At 68.9% G+C, this 13,493-nt stretch carries 9 protein-coding genes; 2 read left to right on the top strand and 7 right to left on the bottom strand.

The window, feature by feature from the left end; all coding sequences use genetic code 11:
- Positions 1–40 precede the first annotated feature (40 nt).
- The 4 genes from D7Y04_RS18580 to D7Y04_RS18565 all read right to left on the bottom strand — a co-directional run bounded on the left by D7Y04_RS18580 (position 41) and on the right by D7Y04_RS18565 (position 3,217).
- Entirely contained in the window at positions 41–868 is an 828-nt protein-coding gene (locus D7Y04_RS18580; RefSeq protein WP_120593267.1) for a MetQ/NlpA family ABC transporter substrate-binding protein, read from the bottom strand.
- Between the two features lie 5 nt (positions 869–873).
- Positions 874–1,554 carry a methionine ABC transporter permease gene (locus tag D7Y04_RS18575; protein ID WP_121760180.1) on the bottom strand — a complete coding sequence of 227 codons (681 nt, stop codon included), beginning with the start codon at positions 1,552–1,554 and terminating at the stop codon, positions 874–876.
- A complete protein-coding gene (locus tag D7Y04_RS18570; RefSeq protein ID WP_121760179.1) occupies positions 1,547–2,545 on the bottom strand; it encodes a methionine ABC transporter ATP-binding protein in 999 nt (332 codons plus the stop codon). The genes D7Y04_RS18575 and D7Y04_RS18570 overlap by 8 nt, the downstream gene beginning before the upstream one ends.
- Positions 2,546–2,830: 285 nt before the next feature.
- Positions 2,831–3,217 carry a DUF2917 domain-containing protein gene (locus D7Y04_RS18565; RefSeq protein WP_158627546.1) on the bottom strand — a complete coding sequence of 129 codons (387 nt, stop codon included), beginning with the start codon at positions 3,215–3,217 and terminating at the stop codon, positions 2,831–2,833.
- Positions 3,218–3,400: 183 nt separating this feature from the next.
- Between D7Y04_RS18565 and D7Y04_RS18560 the strand changes: the two genes are divergently transcribed.
- Positions 3,401–4,852 (top strand): PLP-dependent aminotransferase family protein, encoded by a 1,452-nt coding sequence (locus D7Y04_RS18560; RefSeq protein ID WP_120593263.1) that lies wholly within the window; start codon positions 3,401–3,403, stop codon positions 4,850–4,852.
- Here the strand turns inward: D7Y04_RS18560 and tam are convergent.
- Complete coding sequence (tam, locus tag D7Y04_RS18555) at positions 4,833–5,603, bottom strand: trans-aconitate 2-methyltransferase (protein WP_121760268.1); 771 nt, start codon at positions 5,601–5,603, stop codon at positions 4,833–4,835. The genes D7Y04_RS18560 and tam overlap by 20 nt on opposite strands.
- 110 nt (positions 5,604–5,713) lie before the next feature.
- On the opposite strand from tam, the gene D7Y04_RS18550 reads away from it, so the two are divergent.
- On the top strand, positions 5,714–9,388 hold the full coding sequence (locus D7Y04_RS18550; protein ID WP_121760177.1) for a VIT domain-containing protein: 3,675 nt from the start codon (positions 5,714–5,716) through the stop codon (positions 9,386–9,388).
- A gap of 24 nt (positions 9,389–9,412) precedes the next feature.
- Here D7Y04_RS18550 and D7Y04_RS44500 read toward each other — a convergent pair whose 3' ends face one another.
- Both D7Y04_RS44500 and D7Y04_RS18540 read right to left on the bottom strand, forming a co-directional pair.
- Positions 9,413–10,546: a 2Fe-2S iron-sulfur cluster-binding protein gene (locus tag D7Y04_RS44500; RefSeq protein ID WP_158627545.1), complete on the bottom strand. Its 1,134-nt coding sequence runs from the start codon at positions 10,544–10,546 to the stop codon at positions 9,413–9,415.
- On the bottom strand, positions 10,543–13,410 hold the full coding sequence (locus D7Y04_RS18540) for a xanthine dehydrogenase family protein molybdopterin-binding subunit (RefSeq protein ID WP_147477135.1): 2,868 nt from the start codon (positions 13,408–13,410) through the stop codon (positions 10,543–10,545). Before D7Y04_RS18540 ends, D7Y04_RS44500 begins: the two co-directional genes overlap by 4 nt.
- Positions 13,411–13,493 lie beyond the last annotated feature (83 nt).

The following is a 13,493-nucleotide window of genomic DNA, read 5'->3' as shown; positions in this document are numbered from 1 at the left end:
AACGAAGACTTGGGGAATCTTGCTCGGCGCACTCCGCGGCTCAGAAGGCGGGGATGACCGCGCCGCTGTAGGTGGCGTCGATGTAGCGGCGCACCTCGTTGGACTGGAGCGCCTTCACCAGCGCCCGGATCTCCGGACGGGCTTCGTCACCCGTCCGGACCGCGAGCACGTTCGCATGCGGATTGCGCGTCGCGGACTCGCGGGCCAGGACGTGGGCGTCCAGGTGCAGCTGCTTCTGGGCCTCCAGGAAGTAGTTTCCATTGATGACGGCGCCGTCCACGTCCTCCAGCGTGCGGGGCTGCTGCTCGGCGTCGATCTCCTTCAGGTCCAGCTTGCGCGGATTGCCCACCACGTCCTGGAGCGTGGCGTCCGCTCCCGCGCCTTCACGCAGGGTCAGCAGCCCCTGCTTCGCGAGCAGGTGCAGGGCCCGCGCGGCATTGCTGGGATCCGCCGGCAGGCTGAGCTTCGCGCCCACGGGAAGCTCCGCGAGCTGCCGGAACCGGAGGGAGTAGAGCGCCAGCGGCTCCAGGTGCACCGCGCCCGCGCTCTTCAGCGCGAGGTGGCGCTCCCCGGCGAAGCGCTCCAGGTACGGCTCGTGCTGGAAGTAGTTGGCGTCGAGCTGACCGTCCGCCAGCGCGAGGTTCGGTTGGATGTAGTCGGTGAACTCCACCACCTCCACCCTCACGCCTTCACGCTCCGCGACCTTCGCGGCGACGCGGAGGATTTCGCCGTGGGGCACGGGATTGACGCCGACCTTCAGGGGACGGGGCGCATTCGCGGACTCGGAGGGCGCGGGCTTGCACGCTCCCAGCAAGGACGTCGCGAGGAGCAGGAGGGACGCGGACAGGACTCGGAATGAAGTGCGCATGGAACTCAGGGGTGATCAGGAGGGAGGACGGGGGCGCGGGAGTGGTCGAAGCGGGAGGCCAGGCGCTCTCCCAGCCATTGCAGGAGCTGCACGAGCACCAGCAGCACCGCGAGACAGCCCCACATGACGTCGACGCGGAAGCGCATGTAGCCGTACTTCACCGCCAGGTCGCCCAGGCCGCCGCCGCCGACCGCGCCCGCCATGGCGCTGTAGCCGAGCAGGCTGATGACGACGAGCGCCGTGCCTCGCACGAGCGACGGCAGGGACTCCGGAAGCAGCACGCGGAGGATGATGCGCAGGGGCGTGGAGCCCATCGCCACGGCCGCTTCGACCCGGCCGGCATCCACTTCCCTCAAGGCCTGCTCCACCACGCGGCCCATGAAGGGAATGGCCGCCACCACCAGGGGCACGATGGCCGCCGTCGTTCCAATGGTGGTCCCCACCACCAGGCGGGTGAGCGGGACGATGGCCACCATCAGGATGATGAACGGAATGGAGCGCCCCACGTTCACGAGCGTCCCCAGCGTCCGGTTCAGCGCGGGCACCGGCCAGAGACCGCCCCGGTCCGTCGCCACCAACAACACGCCCAGTGGCAGGCCCGCGAGCGCCACCAGCACCGACGCCACCGACGTCATGTAGAGCGTCTCCAGCGTGGCCACGCCCAGCGCTCTTGGCAGGTCACCCATGGGCGGCCTCCGCGGCGGTCAGGCCCTGGTCGTGCAGGAAGGTCCGCGCTTCCGCCACCGCTCCCGGCGCGCCATGCAACTCCACGAGCAGCCGTCCCACGCGTGACTCGCCCACGCGCTCCACCGAGCCCTCCAGCAGCAGGACATCCACGTCGAAGCGGCGGGCCAGGGTGCTGATCAACGGACTCCGGGCATGGGCGTCCGTCAGCGACAGCTCCACGCGCTGACCTCCAGCGTGAGCGGGGGCCTCCCGTGCCGACAGGGGCGGAAAGCACAGCGCGCGCAGCCGCGACTCCGGACGTGCGAGCAGCTCCTGCACGCGTCCCTGCTCGACGAGCCTTCCTCCTTCCAGCACTGCCACCGAACCGCACAGCGCCTTCACCACCTCCAACTGGTGGGTGATGAGCAGCAGCGTCAGCCCGAGCTGCTGCTGGAGGTCCTTCAGCAGTCCGAGCACCGAGCGGGTCGTCTCCGGATCCAGCGCGGACGTGGCTTCATCCGACAGCAGGACACGCGGCCGGGGCGCCAGGGCCCGGGCAATGCCCACCCGTTGCTTCTGTCCGCCTGACAGCTGCGCGGGATACGCCTGTGCCTTGTCGGTCAGGCCCACCAGGGACAGCAGCTCCGCCACTCGCGCGCGGATGGCTTCGCGCGGCAGGCCCATCACCTCCAGGGGATAGGCGACGTTGTCCTCCACCGTGCGCGAGGCGAAGAGGTTGAAGTGCTGGAAGATCATCCCGATGCCCTGTCGCGCCTGCCGCAGCTCCCGGGGGCTCAGCGACAGCAGGTCCTGTCCAGCCACCCGCACCTCGCCGCGCGTGGGCCGCTCCAGGAGGTTGGCGCAGCGCAGGAGGGTGGACTTGCCGGCGCCGCTGCGCCCCAGCACGCCGAACACCTCTCCCGGAGCCACGTGCAGCGACACGTCGTGCAGGGCCGTCACCTTCCGGTCGCCCTGTCCGAACACCTTGCCCACGCCTCGCAGCTCAATCACGCGCGGCTCCGGGCAGGGCGCCCTGGGGCGCGTGGGCTTGTGTCACGACGGTGAGACATCGGGAGCTCCTGGGGCGCTCGCGCTCACGGGAGAGCGGGCACCGGATGCGAAAGGGAAGGGTGGAGGGAAAATGAAAAGGCCCGTCCCCGGATGACGGGAACAGGCCAGACCGACAGGGCGCGGATGCGCGGAGGGATGCTCAGCGCATGCGAACGGACGGACCGGCCGCGACACGGCAACACATGCCGTGACAACAGGTCCTGAACGTGGCGGCGCGAACGAGCATCAGCGGTGGAGGTAGTCGAGCCCGCGAGTGCTGTCAACCCAGGGCTTGCGCGACGGCGTTCCCGCCTCCCGCGCCGAACCTGTCCGGCAGTCGGACAAGTTGAAGCGTGATGCGCGCAGGGCCTGCACCACTACGTGCCCCGCGTGAACCTCCAGCGTGTCGCCCGCGACGAGCACGTGGTCGTGCGGGTCGCCTTCGAGCGTGAGCCACACCTGTCCCTCTTCGCAGACGAGCTTGCGGGACGGGCCGCGCAGGCGCCTGCTCCACAGGCTGCCTTCCGGCAGGTTCACCCGTTCCTGGCAGGCGTCGGATGCCGGGCCTCCTCGCAGGCGCAGGGCCAGCGAGCGCAGCCAGGGGGGATTCAGCAACGTGAAAGGGTCCACCATCTCGGTCCTCCGTGATGGACCCACCATGCGTCCGGAGGCTCGACCAGAACAGATGCAGGAAATGAGAATTGTGACCGGTACAGTTCCAGGACAGAGAACTGTGCTGGTCACGGCGCCGCGAAGCTGTATCTGGGCAGTGGGAGCGCCGGGCGCTATCCGTTGAGGATCGGAGGAGGACCCTGCATGGGCGCACGTGCGCATTCACTGAAGCTCTATGAGCGCGTGGCGGAGCGGCTGAAGGACGCCATCGCCGCGGGCACGCTCCGCCCTGGTGAGCGGCTGCCCTCCGTGCGGCAGCTGAGCGCCCGTGAGCGGGTGAGCGTCTCCACCGTGCTCCAGGCCTACCTGCATCTGGAGTCCCAGGGGCTCATCGAGACGCGGCCCCAGTCCGGCCACTACGTGCGCGAACGGGAGCGGCTGCGCCTCGCCGAGCCTCCGGTGTCCCGGCCGCCCGCTTCCGCGACGCCTGTCACCGTCAGCGACCTGGTGTCGCATCTGTACCGGTCGTCACGCGAACCGCGCGTCGTGCAGCTGGGCACCGCGTGGCCGGCGCCGGAGCTGCTTCCCACCCGGCGCCTGTCCCGGGAGCTGGGACTGCTCGCGCGGGAGCGGCAGGCCGAGGGCGTGATGTACGACGTGCCTCCCGGTTCGAAGCTGCTGCGACAGCAGTTGGCGAAACGCTCGCTGGAGTGGGGCTGCGCGCTGGGGGCCGATGACTTCGTCACCACCAGCGGGGCCTCCGAAGCGGTGCACCTGTGCCTCGTCGCGGCCGCGCGCAAGGGTGACACCATCGCCATCGAGTCACCCGCCTACTACGGCACGCTGCTCGCCATCGAGTCGCTGGGCCTCAAGGCTCTGGAGATTCCCTGCCACCCTCGCCATGGCATGGAGCTGGACGCGCTGGAGTCCGCGCTGGCGCGGCGGCGCGTGGCCGCGGTGCTGGTGGTCCCCAGCTTCAGCAATCCGGTGGGCAGCTGCATGCCGGAAGCACACCGGCGCCGGCTGGTGGACCTGGTGACCGCGCACGACGTGCCGCTCATCGAAGACGACATCTACGGCGACCTGCACTTCGGTCCGGAGCGTCCCCGTCCCTGCAAGGCCTTCGATACGCGCGGGCAGGTGCTGCTGTGCGGTTCGTTCTCCAAGACGATCGCCCCGGGCTTCCGCGTGGGCTACGTGGCCCCGGGCCGGTTCCGGGAGCGCGTGGAGTTGCTCAAGTTCGCGCACACCGTGGCGTCGCCGCTGCTGACCCAGGAGGCGGTCGCGCGCTTCCTGGAGAACGGCGGCTATGACAGACACCTGCGCGCCCTGCGCCGCCACCTCGCCTCGCAGGTGGAGCACGTGGCCCGCGCCGTCGCCGAGCACTTTCCCCCAGGCACTCGCGTGGCCCTGCCCTCGGGAGGGCTGCTGCTCTGGGTGCAGTTGCCCCCTTCGGTGGATGCTCACGTGCTCAACGCGCGGGCGCTGGAGACGGGCATCAGCATCGCGCCCGGCTCCATCTTCTCCGCGCGGCCGGACTCCTACCGGAACTTCGTCCGGCTGAGCTGTGGCCAACCCTGGACGCCGCGCATCGAGGCCGCTGTCGCCACGTTGGGGAGCATCGCCTCCGGACTTGCTAGCGCGTCGCGACGATGAACAGCCGGGGGAAGGGCAGCAGGACCGTCCCGTCGGGCAGGGTCGTGTAGGCCCGTTCAATCCCTGCCTGATATCGGCCAAGGAAGTCGGTCTTCTCCCCCGCGTCGAGCGGGTCGAGGAAGGGCCGGAGTCCTGAACCCTTGAACCACTCCACCACCGCGCCAGCGCCTCCGGTCAGCGGGTGGAAGTAGGTCGTGCGCCAGACGTCCACCGTGGCTCCGGCGTCGCGCAGCGTGCGGAAGTACCAGTCGGCATCGTGGCGCTCCGTCCGGGCGCTCGCGGCTCCCTTCAGCGTGTCCGCCCAGGGACCCGCGCTGGCGGTCTCCCGCATCAGCCGGTGGGACGGCTCGTCCAGGTTGTCCGGCATCTGCACGGCGAGGCTTCCAGCCGGCGCCAGCTTGTGGAGGAGCGAGGGCATCAGGGTGGCGTGGTCCGGCACCCACTGCAGCACCGCGTTCGCCAGGATGACGTCGTAGGGGCCCGGGGCGCTCCAGGTCGCGACGTCTCCCAGGTCGAACCGCACGTCCGGCAGGCGCTTGCGCGCTGCGGCGAGCATGTCCGGGGAGCTGTCCATTCCGGTGACGGCGGCCTTGGGGAAGCGGGCGCGCAGCAGTTCCGTGGAGTTGCCGGGGCCGCAGCCGATGTCCGCCGCGCGCTTCACGTCGGCCGTGGGAACCCGCGCGAGCAGGTCCCGGATGGGGCGGTTCCGTTCGTCCTCGAATCGCGTGTACTGCGCCGCTGACCAGTCCATGGGCATCCCCCCTTTTTTCTTGGGAACCTACCGCGTCATGGCGGTGTCATGGGTTGTCCATGTCTCAGCGGGCAGGCGCCTGCCATTCGCGGATGGGTTAGCGTTCAATCATGCGCATTTATCGTGCTTCCGCCGTCATGTTGCTGATGGGGTTCCTCGCCTCGGGATGCAAACGGGACGCGGACGTTCCTCCTCCTCCCAAGGCCGCCGCCCCGAGTGAAACACCCGCGCCCTTCATCCAGGCGGGGCTGGTGGCCCCCGCCACCGTCGCGGGACAACCGGACACGGGCGAGGTGGACCTCGCGGCACTGCGCGACTCCGTGGCGGATCCGAAGGTGCTCTCCGAACAGGAGGTCGCGGCGCTCTCTCCAGCCGACACCCGCTCAACGAGGGACCTTGCTCGCGCGCGCGTCGCTGCTCCGCCGAGCTCGCTCGCCATGGAGGCCCCCGGGCTGGGGGAATCGGAGGTGTTGGATGTCGCGGAGAGCGGGGCCGCGGAACGCCGCGAGATGAGGCCACGCGCGGAGCCTGCACGGCCTGCCGCCGCGCCCGCCGCGCAGGCTCCCTCCGAGCCAGAAGCGGATGGAGTCGAGGGCGGTGTGGCCGGAGGTGTCATCGGAGGCGTCGTAGGCGGCCAGCTCGCGGCGCCAGCCCCCTCGGGCCTGCCCCCCCCTTCGGAGCAGCGCCGCCATGAGATCATCCAGATCATCAAGGGCAGCGGTGGCGGTGGCGGTGGCCGGGCCCTCGGTGGAATGTTCGGCTCCAGCTCTGGAGGGATGCCCGCGAAGAAGCAGGTCGCCAAGGAGGAAGCCCCGAAGCCCGTGCTGCCTCGCGTGGAGGCCGCGCCTCGCGCCGCCAAGGTGCTGGTGATGGGCGATGACGGCCGCTATCAGCCCCTCAAGGCCCGCGCCGTGCGCGTCGTCACGTACATCCAGGGCTCCCGCGCGCGGACCGTGGTCGATCACCTCTTCGAGAACGACTCCGGCCGCAGCCTCGAAGGCACGTTCTATTACCCGCTCCCCGGCGGCGCGACGGTCGCGGGCTTCGCGCTGTACTCGGGGGCGGTGGCGGTGGACACGCCCTCGTTGTTCCAGTCGCCGGACCTGCTGCCTCCCCTGGGGGATGATTCGGCGGAGTCGGAGCGGCTCTCTGCCTCCGCGCCGCCCTCGGCCCGTGGCGCGAAGCGCTCCTGGGGCGACATCCAGGAGGCCCGCGTCGTGGAGCAGAAGCGCGCGCGTGAGGTGTACGAGGACGTCGTGCGCCGCAACGTGGACCCCGCGCTGCTCGAATGGTCGGGCGCGTCCACCTTCAGCGCCCGCGTCTTCCCCCTGCCTCCGAAGTCCCTCAAGCGCGTCGTCATCGCGTATGAGCAGACGCTCCTCTTCGACGGCACCCGCATGCGCTACACGTGGCCGCTGCCTCCGAACGCGGGCAAGGAGTTGCGCGTCACCGCTCGCATCCACGTGGATCCCCGTCAGGCGTCGGAGATCACCGTGCAGCCGGAGACCGGCGCGAAGGGCAGCAAGGGGGAGGCCTGGCAGGTCTACGACTTCCCCAAGCTCGCCGGGGACGGCGCGCTGGGCGTGGCCCTGAAGCCTCGTGGTGAGGACGCGGACATACTGGTGGGCGCGGACGACGCGGGACTTCCGGGCCACGCCTTCCACGCGCGGGTGCGGCTGCCGGAGCGGCTCACCTCCGGCGCGGAGGGGCCTCCCACGGGCCGCGCGGTGCTGGTGGTGGACACCTCGCTGTCCGCCGAGGACGGCAACGCCTGGGCCATCCAGGCGGCCACGCTGCGTGCCCTCCTGGAGAAGGACCCGACGTTGAAGGAGTACGCGGTCCTCCTCTTCGACGTGCGTCCGCGCTGGCTGCACGGACCGGGCTTCCGCACGAACGACGCGGCGAACCGCCAGGCCAGCTTCGCGGAGCTGGAGCGCGTCTTCCTGGAGGGCGCGTCACACGTGGACGGCGCGTTGGAAGAACTGGACCGGGCTGGGCGTGAGTGGCTCAAGCCCTCCGCCGCCGGAGAGCGGGTGACGGCCTTCCTGCTGTCCGACGGCAACATCACGTGGGGGCAGAGCCGCGTGGACGCGCTCCTCTCCCGTCACCCGTGCGTGGAGTCCCTGCGCTGGGTGACGTACCGCTTCGGCGAGGCGGCGGTGAACACGGAGCTCTTCGACGCGCTGGCTCGCTCCAGCGGCGGACGTGTCGTGACCGTCCTGTCCGCGGCGGAGGTGGATGCCGCCGCGAAGGCGCACCGCGCGGCGTCCGTGGTGCTGTCCCGCGTGTCGGTGGTGGGCGCGGACGTGAAGGACCTGGTGGTGGCGGGCCGGCCCCGGCTCGTCTTCCCCGGGCAGGAGCTGCAGGTGGCGGGGCGTTTGCCGGGCAAGGGCGACGCGGCGCTGGAGGTGGTGACCCAGGCCGGCACGGGGGCCGAGCGCACGCTGCGCATCCCGCTGCCGGTGGATGTGAACAGCGCGTTCGCGCCCCGGGCGTGGGCGGAGCTCTTCGTGTCCCAACTGGTGTCCCTGGATGATGAGCGATTGGACCGGATGATCGTGGCGCTCAGCCAGCACTACCGGTTGGCCAACGCCCGCGCGTCCATGCTCGTCCTGGAGTCCGAGGGTGACTACACGCGCTATGCCGTCCGTGACGAGCAGGTGGACCTGGCGAACCTGGAGTCGCTGCGACGCAAGGAAGAGGACCAGCGCCGCGACAAGCTCCTGGGCATCGCGCTGGACGAAGTGCCCGCCGAAGGCCGCGCGGTCGTGGCCCGGCTCGCCGAGCAGAAGGGGCTGCCCGCGCTCCTGCGACGCCAGCCCCTGAAGGACGCGCCCTACGCGGGCGGTGACGAGCGGCTCCAGGCCGAGCTGGCCTATCGCAATGCGCGGCGGGAGAACCGGGACGACGTGATGATCTACGAGGCCGTGGCGCGCCGGCGTGCCTTCTCCGGGGACACCTGGGGCGCGGTGCGTGCGCTGTCGTCGCCCGTGGAGCTGCGGCCTCGCGACGCGGAGGCGCTGCGGTTGGTGGGGTACGGCCTGCTGGCGCTGGGGCAGTACCCGGCGGCGGCGGAGCTCTTCGAGCACGTGCGCCTCAGCCGTCCCTTCGAGGCGCAGGCCTTCCTGGAGGAGGCGCTCGCGCTGGATGCGGCCGGGCGCTATTCGGAGGCTGCCCGGAACTACGAGATCGTCCTGGCGCGTCCCTGGAAGCGGCATGCCGAGGAGATGCGGACGGTGGCGAGCTTCCACTACGCCCGGATGCTGGCGGGACTGGAGCGGCAGCCCCGGCTCGCGGAGGTGGCCTCCGTGCTCAGGACTCGCCGTGCCGGGCTTCGAGGACCTGACGGCGAGGGGATGTTCGCGGATGCCCGGCCCATCGACTACCAGCTCACCACGCACTGGAACTCGGACAGCACGGACATCGACCTGTGGGTCATCGAGCCGGACGGGGAGAAGTGCTTCTACCAGCACAAGGAGACGTCGCTGGGCGGGCAGCTGTACTGGGACATCACGGACGGCTTGGGGCCGGAGCTGTACCACGCACGGAAGGCGGCGCCGGGGCCCTACCACGTGCTGGTGCACTACTACGGCAACCGCTCGTCGCGGTACGTGGTGCCCACCGCGCTGCTGCTCGTGAGCGACCGGAACGTCTTCACGGCCGACGACATGGCCCAGCGGCGCTTCCAGGTGCGCATCCTGCCCAACACGAATGCGCGTCTGTTGTTGCGGCGCGAGGAGCTGGTGGCGTCGAAGGACCGCGTGACGGCGCAGCCCTCACCGTGAGGTCCGCCGACTCACAGGCCTCCCTCAGGTGACCTTGCTCCCGGTGCGCCAGAGCGCCGGGCCAGGCTGCTCCTTCGTCTCCAGAAGCAGGTCGAAGGTGACTTCGACCTCTCGCCCCAGCTTGAGGAAGAAGTCCTTCGCGAAGGAGTCGACCGCGAAGCCGCAGTCCCGCATGTCGACCATCACCGGCGCGCGCGAGGTGATTCGCAGGTTGGTGGCGTCCAGCACCGTCACCACTGCGTCGGCGAACGCCGGTAGCTTGATGCCGAATACTCCCAGACGGCCATGGATGTTCACCGGGATGGCCGTCCCGAAGGGCACTGCGTCGAGCTGATAGCGCCCGTCGATGACTTCGGCCGAATCCAGGGTGAAGTCGATGGAGTCAAGCTGCTGGAAGAAGAACCGCCTGAGGTTGAAGTCGCGGACCGGCTCCCCCGTCCGCAGGGCGTCCGTCTTGACGGTCACCTTTCCGATGCAGGTGTCCAACCGGAACGGCGTAGCGAACTGCACCGTCGCATCCACTTGATCGAAGAAGCCGACCAGCGACTTCTCCTCGAGGTCGTTCGAGGACTGCTTGCGGATCCGGAAGGTGACCACGGAGCGGGCTGCCTCGGGAGCGGGCTCCTCGGTGCAGGTCAGCTCCGGCGCTGCGAGGATGACCTTCTTGATTGCCTGGGTATATTTCACATACCCCGTGCACCTGCAGAGGTTGCCCGAGATGGCCTGCCGGATCTGATTGTCCAGCTTGGAGACCGGCACCGGCCGCCGCGCGAGCTGGTCCATGAGCACGTCGGCTGCCATCAGGAATCCAGGGGTCGAGTACCCACACTGAAACGCATACCCGTCGAGAAACTCTTGCTGCAGCGGGTGAAGTCCCCCGTCCGGTCCCTTCAATCCCTCCACGGTGGTGATGTGCAGCGCTTCGATGGAGTCCATGCGCGCGTAGCATGCGAGCATGGCCATCTTCGGGCCTCCGGGCTCCTTCTGCACGATGACCTTGCAGGCTCCGCACGAGCCGATGCCGCAGCACAGCTTCGTGCCGGTGAGGTCCAACTGCTCATGCAGGACATCCACGAGCAGGTCGTCGCCCGCGGCGACGGGCTTCTGTTCCACACCGTTGATGTGGAGGGTGAACATGCGTCGGGTGCCCTGGCTCATGGACTCAGCGCCTCCAACACGCGCTTGGGAGTGAAGGGGAGAACGGTCAACCGGGCTCCCGTGGCGTGTGCGATCGCGTTGGCGATGGCTGGCATCACAGGGGTCATCACGGCTTCCGCGATGCCTTTCTTCCGGATCGGTGGCCCGGACTTCAGGATCTGCTCTCCAGGAGCCAGCTCCAGGATCCGCAACTGGAGCCCTCCGGGCGGCAGTTGCGTGGCCCGGATGAGGGGATAGCGGTGGAGGTTGAGGTCGCCGTCCACGCCCACGGGCGACGGTGGAACCTCTTCGAGCAGCGCCATTCCCAGACCCATGGCGAAGCCACCATCCGCCTGCCCCTCCACGCTCTCCAGGTGGTGGACCTCCCCTGCATCCAGGAGGGTGACGGCGTCCACGACTTCAATCGCCCCCGACCGCGTGTGCACCATCACCGCGATGAGGTGTCCCACCGAGGCGTAGACGCTCCGGATGTGGCGCTCCGCGTCCGCCGCGACCAGGTCCAGGGGAATGTCTCTCTCCCGGCGCACCCGCTCGTAGTTTCCAACGTCCTCCCCATTGCCCCGGTAGAGCACGGAGAGCCCATCGATGTAGCGCTCGTACGTTGTCTGGTTGATCGTGTATGGCGAACAGGCATACGCGTTCCGGTAATAGGTGTGGACGATTGCCCCGGTGCAGACCTGCTTGTCCTGTTGCGCCGCCTGCTCATGGGCCAGGGCGGCGAGCTGCTCAAGAGGAATGGGCTGCCGGTCCGGAGCCACCAGCTGGCCATCCTTCCAGGTGGCCGTCTCCGGCACGTCCCCCCAGATGAGCCTCGCGCACGGCTTCAGCCCATGGTCGAAGACCACCTGCGCCGCCTGTTCAACGGCATGGATGTGGAAGAACGCCGTCACCGACGCGCTCATTGAGTTGTCGAGCTTCGGTGTGTACGTCGGCTGGCCCTGGGTGTAGTTGTTCTTTTGAAGCCTCACATTCGGATGGTCGAAGCGATCCAGGACTCCGAGCACGACCCGGGAGGCGCTCCGGCCAAGCACCTTCGTCGTCGCGATGGCCAGCGATGTATCCGAGCCCTGGCCCATCTCGATGGCGGTGGACCGCACCGTCACCTCCCCCTTCGGGTCGATGCTCACCTCCGCGAACACCGCGTCGCCACTGGTCCCAATGGCTTGCATCGCGCAGGCGAACCCGACGCCGTACTTCACCAGTCCGCCTCCGCGCTCTTCGTACTCCTTGCGCTTCGCCTCTCGCTCCAGCCAGAGGGGCTCCTTCGCGGCCTCTGTGCAGATGCGCTCGGTGTCGAGGTGGTGACGGAGCTGGAAGCCCGCGACGTCCACATCCCCCGTCTTGAGGAGCCGGTTGTTCTTGAGACGGAATTCAATCGGATCCTTCGTGCCGACCGTGGTCCCGACTTCGTCGATCATCGACTCGATGGCGAAGGCCGCCTGCGGAATGCCGAAGCCGCGCATGGACCCCGCGGGCGCGCTGTCCGTGCTGATGGCATATCCGCTGATCGCGTTGTGCTTGAACGCATACGGGCCCGCGGCATGGAGCGCGCACAGCTCCACAACGGGCTTGGTGAGGTTCAGGACTCCGCCTCCATCCATGTAGATGGTGGAGTGGAGCGAGTGGAGGTCGCCCGTTTCGGCGTTATAGGCGAGCTCGTTCTGGAGCACCGCGGCGTGCCGCTTGATGCCGCAGAGGAACTGCTCATATCTGTCGAAGACCAGGCGCACCGGGGTGTCTGAGAAGAGGGCCGCCATGGCCAGGTAGACCGGGAACGTCGAGAGGTCGCGCCCTCCGAAGCCGCCGCCAATCGGGAAGGTCATCAGCTCGATCGTGTGCTTCGGCAGCTTGCCGCCCTTGACCGCGACCTCCGTGAGCTGATCAATCGCCTCCCTGTCCTTCCTGGGGGATTGGGTCCCGGCCGCGATCCGCAGCACCGGCCTGGCGCCTGTCTCGTCGAACCAGGCCAGGCCGTTCTCCGGCTCCATGAACATCGGATCGATGCTCTGGGTGAAATAGGTCCGGCGCAGCCACGTGAGCCCCTCCTCGGTCGCGGAGCGGCGAATCGCCTCCCGCGCCTTGCGTGCCTCCAGGTTGAGGGCCAGTTGTCTGGCGTCCAGCGGAGGATCCGCGTTGGCCGCGAGCCCTTCGGGATCGTATCGGCTCCTGCCGATGTCCTTTCTGGGAAAGGGGTGGTCCGGGCACGTGTCGAGCTGGCTGCGGATGAAGTGGACGGAGCCGTAGTAGGACTCTTCTTTCAGGGGTCTGGCGGCCATCAATGGATTGAGCAGCCGCCGGATGTCCTGCTCTCGGTCAATCTGCGAGGAGCTGTCGAAGCGGAGGAGTGTGTAGTCCTCCCGCCGCCGCGCCATCCGGTTCCAACTGGCGAAGTCACGGAGATCGCCGGCCCGGCTGAACAACAAGAGCGCCACTGGTTGGCCGATGTGGTCGGCATAACCGCCGGGGGGCGTGAGCCAATACAGCCCGAAGGCCTCGACCGAGATCAGCTTCTGCAGCCTGGTGCCATTGACCAAGGAGGCCAGGTCCACGCCCCGGGCCGGGTGCGCGATGGCCTCCGGCCTGGCGGCGGGATTGGGCTTCTGCTTGTAGGGTGCCGCGACCAGGCGCTCCGCGAGCTGCGCGGCCTCGATGACGTCAGGGGCCTGGAGTCCTAGATCCGCGAAGACCCCATCCAACTGCTGACGGTCGAGGCCGAGGTACTTCTGATTCGCGCGGGTAGCGCGAAGCAGGTAGACGTAACGACAGCCCGATGACCCGCTCCAGAGTTCCTGCGGGCGGAAGTCACGCCCGTAGACCTTCATGCCGCGAACCTTCTTCTCGCGGTCACTCATTACCGAGGACATGGACAACCCCAAAGACTGCCCGGTGGAGGCCGGGTGACGTTCAGGCGAACATCCAGTACGCGAATCGTAGCTTCGAGAGCGCC

Source organism: Corallococcus sp. AB038B, assembly GCF_003668955.1.
Taxonomy (GTDB): Bacteria; Myxococcota; Myxococcia; order Myxococcales; family Myxococcaceae; genus Corallococcus; species Corallococcus exiguus.
The sequence above is the reverse complement of the archived record's forward strand: the minus strand, read 5'-3'. Positions and strand labels throughout refer to the sequence as shown.

What these genes read in the sequence shown, in the direction of transcription:
- D7Y04_RS18580 (WP_120593267.1), bottom strand. Translation starts at nt 868, where the DNA reads ATGCGCACTTCATTCCGAGTCCTGTCCGCGTCCCTCCTGCTCCTCGCG.
- D7Y04_RS18575 (WP_121760180.1), bottom strand. Translation starts at nt 1,554, where the DNA reads ATGGGTGACCTGCCAAGAGCGCTGGGCGTGGCCACGCTGGAGACGCTC.
- D7Y04_RS18565 (WP_158627546.1), bottom strand. Translation starts at nt 3,217, where the DNA reads ATGGTGGACCCTTTCACGTTGCTGAATCCCCCCTGGCTGCGCTCGCTG.
- D7Y04_RS18560 (WP_120593263.1), top strand. Translation starts at nt 3,401, where the DNA reads ATGGGCGCACGTGCGCATTCACTGAAGCTCTATGAGCGCGTGGCGGAG.
- tam (WP_121760268.1), bottom strand. Translation starts at nt 5,603, where the DNA reads ATGGACTGGTCAGCGGCGCAGTACACGCGATTCGAGGACGAACGGAAC.
- D7Y04_RS18550 (WP_121760177.1), top strand. Translation starts at nt 5,714, where the DNA reads ATGCGCATTTATCGTGCTTCCGCCGTCATGTTGCTGATGGGGTTCCTC.
- D7Y04_RS44500 (WP_158627545.1), bottom strand. Translation starts at nt 10,546, where the DNA reads ATGAGCCAGGGCACCCGACGCATGTTCACCCTCCACATCAACGGTGTG.
- D7Y04_RS18540 (WP_147477135.1), bottom strand. Translation starts at nt 13,410, where the DNA reads ATGTCCTCGGTAATGAGTGACCGCGAGAAGAAGGTTCGCGGCATGAAG.